Here is a 12,016-nt window from a genome sequence, read left to right as displayed (position 1 = left end):
GCTATCCTCCGCATTCGGCAACGCCTTCCCACCCACCGTTGCGCAATATAAACCCGCCCCGAAGGGTCGTCTTGCGGCGGCCGCCTGCGGGCGCGGGCCGCTCAACCGTATGTCCCTATACGCTTTTCGCGTCCCGCCCCCGCATCCGACTCGCCGCAAGACGACGCAGGACGCAGGGGGTGTGAGATATCCGGGCTAGAGCCCCGCCTCCTCCAGCCAGGCGCAGAAGGCCTCGGCGGCGGGATCGCCGGCCTGCGGCTCCGGCCGGTAGGCATGATAGGCGCGGCTCGGCAGGCCGACATCCGGAAAGGGCGTGACCAGGCGCCCCGCCGCGACATCGGCGGCGATCAGCGCCGAAGGCCCCATGGCGACGCCGAGGCCGTCCAGCGCCGCCTGCAGCGTCAGATAGAAGTGATCGAAGGTCAGGGAGGCCGCCGGGTCCAGCCCGGGCGCCCCCGCGGCCGCGAGCCAGTCGGCCCAGACCCTGGGCAGGCTGGAGGCGTGCAGCAGCGTGTGATGCCGCAGGTCCGGGACCTCAGCCAGCGGCAGCCGGTCCAGCAGGGCCGGGCTGCAGGCCGGCAGCCGCCGCTCGGTCAGGAACTGCCGCGCGGTGAAGCCGTAGAAGGTGTCCGGGCCGCCGCGGATCACCACGTCATAGGGCTCGCGCAGGGCGTCGACCGGCTCGTTCGAGGTGGTGAGACGGACCTCGATCTCGGGATGGCGGTCGCGGAATCCGGCCAGGCGCGGCAGCAGCCAGCGCAGGCTGAAGGTGGCCAGCGCGTTGACCCGCAGCACCGCCGGGGCCGGCGCGCCGCGGCGGGCCCGGTGCCGCTCCGCGGCGGCGGCGAGGCGGTCCAGCGCCGCGCCGGTGTCGGCGAGCAGCGCGGCGCCGGTCGGGGTCAGGACGACGCGCCGGTTGAGCCGCCGGAACAGGCCGGGCGGCCCCAGCCAGTCCTCCAGCAGGCGGACATGCCGGCTGATCGCCCCATGGGTGACCCCGAGCTCCGCCGCGGCATCGCGGAAGCTGCCGTGCCGGGCCGCGGCCTCGAAGGCGCGGAGGGCGTTCAGCGGCGGCAGGCGGCGACGGCCGGTGGACATGTTCCTGGTGAGATTTATTGACACGATGGCGCAGCATTACTCGTTTGCCGCCGTCATGGAAGCGTCACATCTTCTCTCGTGAGCCCTTTCTCACACCCGACGCACCGAGGCCGCCGGCCTCGTAGGGAGATGCCGTTGCGCTCCGTGAGTTTTCCTGACCAGGCAATCCGCAATCCCGCCCCGTCCGGCCGCGCCGCGCGGACGCTCGCCGTCGCCGGCGTGGCGCATGCCCTGCATGACGGCTACACCGACCTGATCTATGTCCTGCTCCCGGTCTGGCAGGCTGAATTCGCCCTGGGCTACGGCGCCCTGGCGCTGCTGCGCGGGCTCTATGCCGGGGCGATGGCCGTGCTCCAGGTGCCGGCCACCCGGCTGGCCGAGCGGATCGGCGGCCGCGCCGTCCTCGCCCTCGGCACCGCCGTCGCCGGCCTGGGCTATGCCCTGGCGGGCTGGTCCGGCGGGCTCGTCGGCCTCGGCGTGGCGCTGGCGATCTCCGGCGCCGGGTCCGCCACCCAGCACCCGATCGCCTCGGCCGCCGTGTCGCGCGCCTATGGCGGCGCGGCGCGCGGGCCGCTCGGCACCTACAACTTCACCGGCGACCTCGGCAAGGCGGCGATTCCCGCGCTGACCTCGGGGCTGCTCGTCCTCATGCCCTGGCGGCCGGCGCTCTGGCTCCTCGCCGGGCTCGGGCTGGCCGTCGCCGCCGCGGTGGCGCTGTGGCTGCCGCCGATCGGCCGGCCGGATGCTGGCCCGGCCCGGCAAGAGCCCGCCGGCCGGGGCCGCGGCGGCTTCGGCCTCCTGTTCGCCATCGGCATGCTCGACACCGGGGTGCGCATGGGCCTGCTCACCTTCCTGCCGTTCCTGCTGCAGGCGAAGGGGGCCTCGCTGCCGATGGTCGGGCTGGCCCTGTCCCTGGTGTTCCTGGGCGGCGCCGCGGGCAAGTTCGCCTGCGGCTGGCTCGGCGCCCGCGCCGGGCTGCTGCGGACCGTGCTGCTGACCGAGGGCGGCACCGCCGCCGGCATCGCCGCCGTCCTGGTCCTGCCGCTGGTCCCGGCGATGCTGCTGCTGCCGGTGCTGGGGCTGATGCTCAACGGCACGTCGTCGGTGCTGTACGGCACGGTGCCGGAGCTGGCGCCGCCGCACCGGGTGGAACGGGCCTTCGCCCTGTTCTACACCGGCGTCATCGGCTCCGGCGCCGTGTCGCCCGTGGCCTACGGCCTGCTGGGCGACGCGGTCGGCCCGGTCTGGGCCACCGCGGCGACGGCGGCGACGGCGCTCGCCACCGTCCCGCTCGCCTTCGCCCTGGCGCCGCGGCTCTCGCGCCCGTCCTAGCGCCGCTGCGCCAGGGCGTCGTAGGCGGCCAGCGCCGCCGCGGTGACGATCTCGTTCACGGTGGCGCCCATCTGCACCACCTGCGCCGGCTTCTGCAGCCCGCACAGCAGCGGGCCGATCAGCGAGGCGCCGGCCAGCTTCTGGATCATCTTGGCGCCGATATTGGCCGCGTTCAGCGCCGGCATGATCAGGAGGTTGGCCGGGCCGGACAGGCGGGCGAAGGGATACAGCCGCTTCATCAGCGCATAGTCCAGCGCCACCTCGGCGGTCATCTCGCCATCGTATTCGAAATCGACCCCGCCGGCCTTGGCCCGGGCGTCCATGATCGTCACCGCGTCGCGGATGCGCTGGGTGAATTCGCGCATCGGCTGGCCGAAATTGGAGGAGGAGACGAAGGCCAGGCGCGGCTCGTGCCCAAGCGCCCGGGCCTTGGCCGCGGCCTGCAGGGCGATGTCGACCAGGAGCTCCGGGTCCGGCCGCTCATGCACCGTCGTGTCGGCGATCAGGACCGTGCCGCCGCGCACCGTCAGCATCGACAGGCCGAAGGGCACATGCTCCGGCGACGGGTCGATGACCCGGGTGATCTCCTCGAAGCAGGTGGTGAAGTTGCGGGTCAGGCCGGTGACCATGGCGTCGGCGTCGCCATGTGCGACCATGCAGGCGGCGAAGATGTTGCGGCCCTGGTTCACCATGCGGGCCACGTCGCGCTGCAGCAGGCCCTGGCGCTGCAGCCGGCCGTAGACGAAGTCGATGTAGCGCTCGTTGTGGCGCGACAGCCGGGCGTTGTGGATCTCCAGCTCCGCCACCGTCGCCTCGGGCAGGCCGATCCGGGCCATGGTCTCGCGCACCCGTTCCTCGCGGCCGATCAGGATCGGCGTGCCGTAGCCCTGGGCGCGGAAGGCGATGGCGGCGCGGATCGTCCGCTCCTCCTCGCCCTCGGCAAACACCACGCGGGTCTCGGCCGACGCCACCTTGTCGAAGATCAGCTGCAGCTTGTCCGCGGTCGGGTCCAGGCGGCGGCGCAGGCTCTGGCGGTAAGCGGCGACATCGGTGATCGGCTTGCGGGCGACGCCCGATTCCATCGCCGCCTCGGCCACCGCCAGCGGGATCTCCTCGATCAGCCGGGGGTCGAACGGCACCGGGATGATGTAGTCGGGGCCGTAGCGCAGCCGGCGGCCGGAATAGGCGCTGTCGACCTCGTCCGGCACGTCCTGCCGCGCCAGCCGGGCCAGCGCATGGGCCGCGGCCAGCTTCATCGCCTCGTTGATGGTGCTGGCACGGACGTCCAGCGCGCCGCGGAAGATGTAGGGGAAGCCCAGCACGTTGTTGATCTGGTTCGGATAGTCCGATCGCCCGGTGGCGATGATCGCGTCGGGCCGCACCGCCTTGACCTCGTCCGGCGCGATCTCCGGGTCCGGGTTGGCCAGGGCGAAGACGATCGGCCGGTCGGCCATCGACTTCACCATCTCCTGGGTCATGGCGCCCTTGACCGACAGGCCGATGAAGACGTCGGCGCCCTTGACCGCGTCGGCCAGGGTCCGGTGCGGCGTGTCGACGGCATGCGCCGCCTTCCACTGGTTCATGCCCTCGGTGCGGCCCTGCCAGATCACGCCCTTGCTGTCGCACAGGATGATGTTCTGCGCCGGCACGCCCAGCGACTTGAACAGCTCGACGCAGGCGATGGCGGCGGCGCCGGCGCCGTTCAGCACCAGGCGCGTGTCGCCGATGCTGCGGCCGGTCAGCTCCAGCGCGTTGATCAGCCCGGCCGCGGCGATGATCGCGGTGCCGTGCTGGTCGTCATGGAACACCGGGATGTCCAGGAGCTCGCGCAGCCGGGCCTCGATGATGAAGCAGTCCGGCGCCTTGATGTCCTCGAGGTTGATGCCGCCGAAGGACGGGCCCAGGAAGCGCACGCAGTTGACGAACTCGTCGACGTCGCGGGTGTCGACCTCGAGGTCGAAGCCGTCGACATCGGCGAAGCGCTTGAACAGGACGGCCTTGCCCTCCATCACCGGCTTGCTGGCCAGGGCGCCGAGGTCGCCCAGCCCCAGCACCGCGGTGCCGTTCGAGATCACGGCGACGATATTGCCCTTGGCCGTGTAGTCGTAGGCGGTGGCCGGATCGGCATGGATCCGCAGGCACGGCGCGGCGACGCCCGGGGAATAGGCCAGCGACAGGTCGCGCTGGGTGGTCAGCGGCTTGGTGGCGCTGATCTCCAGCTTGCCGGGGCGGCCCTGGGCGTGCAGGGCGAGGGCATCGTCGTCGAGCGAGGTCTTGGTCATCGTGTCCGGCGGCGCAGCGTGGCGGGCCGAGTAATGGACCCTTCGGCGGGAGGGACCGTCAAGCCCATTGCGGCCCGGCCCTTCCGACTGTGGCTTCCGTGCAACGCCGCGCCATCTTCGCGCGACCCCTTGAAAAGCCGCTTGCGCAGCGCAGCGGCGATCCCGTATTCCTCATCTCCACTCCAATTCCAGGGAGGATCGTGCAATGACCATCGTTCTCGCTTATCGCGGCAAGGCCGCCTGAACGTCTGCACGATCAGTCTTCGTCGACTCGCGACGTGACATTTTCCCTGCGCTGACCTGATCGCTGCCGACACGCCGGACGTCCCTCACGGGCCGCCTCCGACGACTCCGCATCCGATCGTCCCTCCAACTGTCCACCCCATTCCGCCCGGCATCCCGCTTGGCGGATTCGCCCCGTCCGACTCTCATGGGCCCGACCCTCATGGGCCCGACCCTTGCCGGCCGGACGATCTTCCCACCTCCAGACCTCATGGAGACCATCATGTTCGTTTCGAACGAGAAGCGTGCCTTCCGTCCGTCTCTGTCGCTCGTCGTCGTCGCCTTTGCGGAGCTGGGCCGCGTCCTCGTGACGCCGCGCCGAAAACCCCGCGACACCGACTCGCTGAGCGAGCATCTGAAACGGGACGTCGGGTTACGATCTTGATACGGCAGCGGGGCGGGGCCTTCGGGCGCCGCCCCGCCTTTCCCCGTCGATAGACCCTTGTCCCATCGGCCTCCGGCCGGGCGCGACCGCATGTCGCCGCCCCGGCTGCGGGGCATTCGACGCTGGATAGGACTATAATCATGTACGCATATCGTGCGCCGCCCCAGCCGGCCGCGCCGGCGGTGCGGCTTGTCCCCCTGGTCACCGCGCAGGACCGGGCCGTGTTCGGCTCGCTCCGGGTCGCGCCGGACCAGGCGGGCTTCGTCGCCAGCAATGCGGAGTCGATCGCCGAGGCCGACACCTCGCCCTGGTGCGCGGCGCTCGGCGTCTGCGACGCCGCGCATGGCGGGCCGGTCGGCTTCGTCATGCACGCGCTGGACCCCGAGGACGGCCATCGCTGGATCTACCGGCTGATGATCGACGTCCGCTACCAGGGCCGCGGCTTCGGCCGCTCCGCCCTGCGGGCGACGCTCGCCATCATGGACCGGCTGCCCCGCGGCGAGCGGGTGCTGCTGGGCGTGATGCCGGACAACGCCGCCGCCCGCCGGCTCTACGCTTCCGAAGGCTTCGTCGAGACGGGCGAGACCCTGGGCGACGAGCTGGTGCTGCAGCGAATCCTGCACCGGGTCGAGGCTGCCTGACCGGCGGCCTCGACTTCCCCTTCTCCAACGGATTGAAGCGGCATGCCGGCTAAGTCAATCGAACAAAGGAATATAAACCTATATTGTCATGCCCGGGCTTGCCCCGGGCATCCAGAGGCTGTCGACATCTTCTGGATTGCCGGGTCAAGCCCGGCAATGACAGAAAATTACAACAAGGGCCCTGGTGAGTCTCTCTACCCGATTTACTCTCGGGGCCATCGGCGCAACCGCGTTCCGACATCGCCGCGTGCGTGCTAGGGTCCGCGCTTCGCCGATCCGATCCCGCATCCCCGTGTCGACAGCCTTGCCCGACAGCAGCACCCCCGCGACGACCGACAGCTCCGTCACGCCGATGATGGCGCAGTATCTGGAGGCCAAGGCGGCCCATCCGGACTGCCTGCTGTTCTTCCGCATGGGCGATTTCTACGAGATGTTCTTCGACGACGCGGTCAAGGCCGCGGCGGCGCTCGACATCGCTTTGACCAAGCGCGGCCAGCACCAGGGCGAGGACATCCCGATGGCCGGGGTGCCGGCGCACAGCCACGAGGCCTATCTGGCCCGGCTGATCCGGCAGGGCTTCCGCGTCGCGCTGTGCGACCAGACCGAAAGCCCGGAGGACGCGAGGAAGCGCTCCGGTAAGACCCTGGTGCGGCGCGAGGTGGTGCGCATCGTCACCCCCGGCACGGTCACCGAGGACGGGCTGCTCGAGCCCCGCGCCGCGAATCACCTGGTGGCGCTGGCCGACGTCGCCGGCACCCTCGCCATCGCCGCGGTCGACATCTCCTCCGGCGAGCTGGTGACCGAGCCGACCGCGCCCGACCGGCTGGCCGCGGCCCTGGCCCGCTTCGACCCCAGCGAGATCCTGCTGCCCGAGCGGGTGCTGCAGAATCCGGAGCTGTTCGAGCTGCTCGGCGAATGGAAGATGCGGCTGACACCGCAGCCCTCCGCCCGCTTCGACAGCGAGAACGGCCGGCGCCGCCTGCAGGACCTGTTCCGGGTCGGCACGCTCGATTCCTATGGTCATTTCGAGCGGGCCGAGGTCGCGGCCGCCGGCGCCCTGGTCGACTACATCCAGCTGACCCAGAAGGCGCTGCCGCGGCTGTCGCCGCCGCGCCGCCTGCCGCGCGGCGCGGTGATGGAGATCGACGTCGCCACCCGCCGCAACCTGGAGCTGACCCGGACGCTGTCGGGCGACCGCCGCGGCAGCCTCCTGGCCGCGATCGACTGCACCGTCACCGGCCCCGGCGCCCGCATGCTGGCCGGGCATCTGGCGGCGCCGCTGACCGACCCGGAGGCGGTGGCCGAGCGGCTGGACGCCGTCCAGGCGCTGGTCGAGGACGGCAGGCTGCGCGACGACCTGCGCGCGCTGCTGCGCGCCTGCCCGGATGCGGAGCGGGCGCTGACCCGGCTCGGCCTCGGCCGCGGCGGCCCGCGCGACCTGGCGGCGATCCGCGACGCGCTGCGTCAGGGCGGGCGCCTGCGCGAAAGGCTGGGCGCGCCGCGCTTCCTCGACCTGCCGCCGCTGCTGTCCCGCGCCGCGGCCGAGCTCGGCGAGCACGACGCGCTGGTCGACCGGCTGGCCCGGGCGCTGGCCGAGGACCTGCCGCTCCTGATCCGCGACGGCGGATTCATCGCCCAGGGCTACCTGCCGGAGCTGGACGAGGTCCGCACCCTGCGCGACGAATCCCGCCGGCTGATCGCGGCGCTGCAGCAGCGCTATGCCGAGGAGACGAAGATCCCGACGCTGCGGATCCGCCACAACAACGTCATCGGCTATCATATCGAGGTCTCGGCCAACCAGTCGGAGAAGCTGCTGCAGCCGCCGCATGCCGGCACCTTCATCCATCGCCAGACCATGGCCTCGGCGATGCGCTTCACCACGGTCGAGCTCAGCACGCTGGAGCGGTCGATCGCCGAGGCGGCGGACAAGGCGCTGGCGATGGAGCTGCGCCTGTTCGCCGACCTGGTGGCCGAGGCCGGCGGCCGGGCCGAGGCGATTTCCGGCGCCGTCCGCGCTTTGGCCGGCTTCGACGTCGCCGCCAGCCAGGCCGAGCTGGCGGTCGAGCGCCGCTACTGCCGGCCGAAGGTGACCGACGGCACCGGCTTCCGCATCAGGGGCGGCCGCCACCCGGTGGTCGAGATCGCCCTGGCCGAGGCTCAAGGCGCGGCCTTCGTCGGCAATGATTGCGACCTGTCGGAAGACCGCCGGCTGTGGCTGCTGACCGGCCCGAACATGGCCGGCAAGTCGACCTTCCTGCGCCAGAACGCGCTGATCGCGGTCCTGGCCCAGATGGGCGGCTTCGTGCCGGCGGAGGAGGCCGAGATCGGCGTGGTCGACCGGCTGTTCAGCCGCGTCGGCGCCGCCGACGACCTGGCCCGCGGCCATTCCACCTTCATGGTCGAGATGGTGGAGACCGCGGCGATCCTGAACCAGGCGGGCCCGCGGGCGCTGGTGATCCTCGACGAGATCGGTCGCGGCACCGCCACCTTCGACGGGCTGTCGATCGCCTGGGCCTGCGTCGAGCACCTGCACGAGACCACGCGCTGCCGGGCCCTGTTCGCCACCCATTACCATGAGCTGACGGCGCTGCAGGCGCGGCTGCCCCGCCTCGCCTGCCACACCATGCGGGTGAAGGAATGGCAGGGCGACATCGTCTTCCTGCACGAGGTCGCGCCGGGCACCGCCGACCGCTCCTACGGCATCCATGTCGCCCGGCTGGCCGGGCTGCCGACCGCGGTGGTCGGCCGGGCGCAGGAGGTGCTGGAGGCGCTGGAGGCAGGCAAGGAAGGCCGCAGCGTCGCCCGGCTGGTCGACGACCTGCCGCTGTTCTCGGCCGCGGCCGCCCGGCCGGCCGCAGCCCCGACAGCGCCGGCCGGCCCGTCGGAGCTGGAGACCGCGCTCGCCGGGCTCGACCCCGACGCGATGACCCCGCGCGAAGCGCTCGAACGGTTGTATGCTTTGAAGGCTTTGCTCATTTAAGACAAATCATGCCCGACGAGATCGCATCGCCTGCTGGCGCACGCCCCGGCCTTCGGGGTCGCCTCCGCCGCTTCCTGCCCTACGGCGCGGCCGCCGCCGTTCCGGCCGCCGCGGCGCCGGCTGCGACCGCGACATGGCACGGCGAGCGGATCGAGGCGCCGCTCGACATCGTCGACCCGGCGGCGCTGGAGCGGCGGCTGAACGAGGCGATGACGCAGGGCGATGCCCAGGCGCAGCGGGTCGAGATCCTGGCGGCGCTGCGCGAGGCCCTGGCCACCGGCCGCGCGGTGATCCGCCGCCGCTTCGTCGAGGAGGCGGGGACGGCCGATGCCTGCGTCGCCGAATCCGCCTGGCTGATGGATGTGCTGATCGGGGCGCTGGCCTCGCTCACGGTGTCGCGGCTGTTCCCGGTGTCGAACCCGACCGTGGGCGAGCGCTTCGCCGTCGCCGCGGTCGGCGGCTACGGCCGGGGCGAGCTGGCGCCCTTCTCCGACATCGATCTCCTGTTCCTGCTGCCCTACAAGCGCAACCCGCGGGTCGAGCAGGTGGTGGAGTACATGCTCTACCTGCTGTGGGACCTCGGGCTGAAGGTCGGCCATTCCGTCCGCTCGGTCGACGACAGCCTGCGCCTGGCCCGCACCGACACCACCATCTGCACCAGCCTGATGGAGACGCGGCTGCTGTGGGGCGAGCCGTCGCTGTACGACACGCTGCGCCGCCGCTTCGTCGAGGAGGTGGCGGCCGGCACCGGCGCCGCCTTCACCGAGGCCAAGCTGGCCGAGCGCGACAGCCGCCACCGCCGCATGGGCGACAGCCGCTACGTGCTGGAGCCCAATGTGAAGGAGGGCAAGGGCGGCCTGCGCGACCTGCAGACCCTGTTCTGGATCGGCAAGTACCTGTACCAGGTCGACGACGTCGACGGCCTGGTCGCCAAGGGCGTGCTGACGGCGGAAGAGGCGCGGCGCTTCCGCCGGTCGGAGAGCTTCCTGCTGGCCCTGCGCTGCCACCTGCACTACCTGACCGGCCGGGCCGAGGACCGCCTGACCTTCGACCTGCAGCCGGAGCTGGCGCGCGTCGCCGGCTATACCGACCATGCCGGCGCCAAGGGCGTCGAGCGGCTGATGAAGCACTACTTCCTGGTCGCCAAGGAGGTCGGCAGCCTGACCCGGATCTTCTGCGCGGCCTTGGAGGCGGAAAGCCAGCGCCGGCCGAAGCGCGGCCTGGCCTTCCTGGGATTCTCGGCGCCGCTGGTCGACGGGCTGCCGCTCGACGGCGACCGCATCAGCCTGGCCGGCGAGAAGCAGATCCGCGAGCACCCGGTCGACATCATCCGGCTGTTCCGGGTGGCCCAGGCGCGCGACCTCGACATCCATCCGGCGGCGCTGAAGCTGATCACCCGCAACATCGACCTGATCGCGGGCCTCCGCGACGACCCGGAGGCGAACCGCATCTTCCTCGAGATCCTGACCGCGGAGCAGGACCCCGAGATCCCGCTGCGGCGGATGAACGAGGCCGGCGTGCTGGGCCGCTTCATCCCGGATTTCGGCCGGGTGGTGGCGCAGATGCAGTATGACATGTACCACACCTACACGGTCGACGAGCACACGCTGTTCGCGCTCGGCATCCTGCACCGGATCGAGGCCGGCGATGCCGCCGAGACGCTGCCGCTGGCCACCCAGGTGATGCGCAAGACCGGGTCGCGCCGGGCGCTCTACGTCGCCCTCCTGTGCCACGACATCGCCAAGGGCCGCGGCGGCGACCATTCGGTGCTGGGCGCGCGGGTGGCGCGCAAGCTCGGCCCCCGCTTCGGCCTGACGCCGGAGGAGACCGAGACGGCGCAGTGGCTGGTGCGCTGGCACCTCTTGCTCAGCGACACCGCCTTCAAGCGCGACATCGAGGACGACAAGACGGTGCAGGACTTCGTCGCCGCGGTCGAGAGCCCGGAGCGGCTGCGCCTGCTGCTGGTGCTGACCGCGGCCGACATCAGCGCCGTCGGGCCCGGCCGCTGGACCGCCTGGAAGGCGACGCTGATGGCCGAGCTGTACCACCGGGCCGAGGAGCGGCTGTCCGGCGCCGATGAGGCGGTCGGGGTCGAGCACCGCGTCGACCAGGCCAAGGACCTGCTGCGCCAGGCGCTGGCGGACTGGCCGACCGCCGCGGTCGAGGCCTATCTCGGCAAGGCCAGCCGCGCCTACTGGCTGGCCTTCGACGGCGCCACCCAGGCCCGCCACGCCCGGCTGGTGCGCGGCGCCGAGGCGGAAGGCGAGGCGCTGGCGATCGACATCCAGGTCGACCGGCAGCGCACCGTGGCCGAGCTGACCATCCACACCGCCGACCACCCCGGCCTGTTCTCGCGCCTGGCCGGGGCCATCGCCGTGTCCGGCGGCACCATCGTCGAGGCCAAGATCTTCACCTTCGCCGACGGCATGGCGCTCGACACCTTCCTGGTCCAGGACGCGGTCGAGGGCGGCGCCTTCGACGCGCCGGAGAAGCGGGCCCGGGTGCAGGTGGCGATCGAGCGCAGCCTGTCCGGCGAGATGAAGATGTCGGCGGAGCTGGAGCGGCGGCACCGCAGCTATCCGCGGCTGCATTCGGTGTCGATCGCGCCGCGCGTGCTGGTCGACAACGAGGCCAGCCGCACCCACACGGTGATCGAGCTGAACGGCCGCGACCGGCCGGGCCTCTTGCACGCGGTCGGCCGGGCCCTGACCGGCCTCGGCCTGCAGATCTCCTCGGCCAAGATCTCGACCTTCGGCGCCCGCGCCGTCGATGTGTTCTACGTCAAGGACGTGTTCGGGCTGAAGGTCGAGCACGACGCCAAGCTGGCCCAGATCCGCAAGACCCTGGCCGAGGTTCTGGCCGACCCGGTGGCCAAGCCCCTGGCGGCCGCCCCGAAACGCCGCCGCCGCGCCGGCCGGTCGGCGGCATGAGGGTCGCTTTGGGCCTTTGCTGGCGATCAATCCTTTTGAGTCCCCCCTCCCCCCGCGGGAGGGGGGTAGGGGGAGGGGGTTTTGCC

General features: G+C 71.8%; 7 protein-coding genes. 5 read left to right on the top strand and 2 right to left on the bottom strand.

From position 1 onward, the window contains the following. Positions 1-195 precede the first annotated feature (195 nt). Positions 196-1,098 carry a transcriptional regulator GcvA gene (gene gcvA / locus ACFW16_RS35360; RefSeq protein WP_380313799.1) on the bottom strand — a complete coding sequence of 301 codons (903 nt, stop codon included), beginning with the start codon at positions 1,096-1,098 and terminating at the stop codon, positions 196-198. Between the two features lie 144 nt (positions 1,099-1,242). On the opposite strand from gcvA, the gene ACFW16_RS35355 reads away from it, so the two are divergent. Continuing rightward, entirely contained in the window at positions 1,243-2,430 is a 1,188-nt protein-coding gene (locus tag ACFW16_RS35355; RefSeq protein WP_380313798.1) for an MFS transporter, read from the top strand. Here ACFW16_RS35355 and ACFW16_RS35350 read toward each other — a convergent pair. After that, positions 2,427-4,712, bottom strand: coding sequence for an NADP-dependent malic enzyme (locus ACFW16_RS35350; protein ID WP_380313797.1), 2,286 nt, complete (start codon positions 4,710-4,712; stop codon positions 2,427-2,429). The two genes, ACFW16_RS35355 and ACFW16_RS35350, sit on opposite strands and share 4 nt — an antisense overlap. A 505-nt stretch (positions 4,713-5,217) precedes the next feature. On the opposite strand from ACFW16_RS35350, the gene ACFW16_RS35345 reads away from it, so the two are divergent. From ACFW16_RS35345 to ACFW16_RS35330, 4 genes are all read left to right on the top strand, one after another. Beyond that, a complete protein-coding gene (locus ACFW16_RS35345; protein ID WP_342238333.1) occupies positions 5,218-5,379 on the top strand; it encodes a hypothetical protein in 162 nt (53 codons plus the stop codon). Between the two features lie 140 nt (positions 5,380-5,519). Then, the gene (locus ACFW16_RS35340) at positions 5,520-6,020 is read left to right on the top strand and encodes a GNAT family N-acetyltransferase (protein WP_380313796.1); all 501 of its coding nucleotides are present in this window, start codon (positions 5,520-5,522) and stop codon (positions 6,018-6,020) included. A 352-nt stretch (positions 6,021-6,372) separates the two neighbouring features. After that, on the top strand, positions 6,373-9,000 hold the full coding sequence (gene mutS / locus ACFW16_RS35335; protein ID WP_380313800.1) for a DNA mismatch repair protein MutS: 2,628 nt from the start codon (positions 6,373-6,375) through the stop codon (positions 8,998-9,000). A gap of 8 nt (positions 9,001-9,008) precedes the next feature. After that, positions 9,009-11,930 carry a [protein-PII] uridylyltransferase gene (locus tag ACFW16_RS35330; protein WP_380313795.1) on the top strand — a complete coding sequence of 974 codons (2,922 nt, stop codon included), beginning with the start codon at positions 9,009-9,011 and terminating at the stop codon, positions 11,928-11,930. The last annotated feature ends 86 nt before the right edge of the window (positions 11,931-12,016 follow it).

The sequence above is a fragment of the Inquilinus sp. NPDC058860 genome, from assembly GCF_042743185.1.
Lineage (GTDB): Bacteria > Pseudomonadota > Alphaproteobacteria > DSM-16000 > Inquilinaceae > Inquilinus.
Note: the sequence above shows the minus strand (reverse complement) of the source record. Positions and strands in the feature narration are given on the sequence as shown.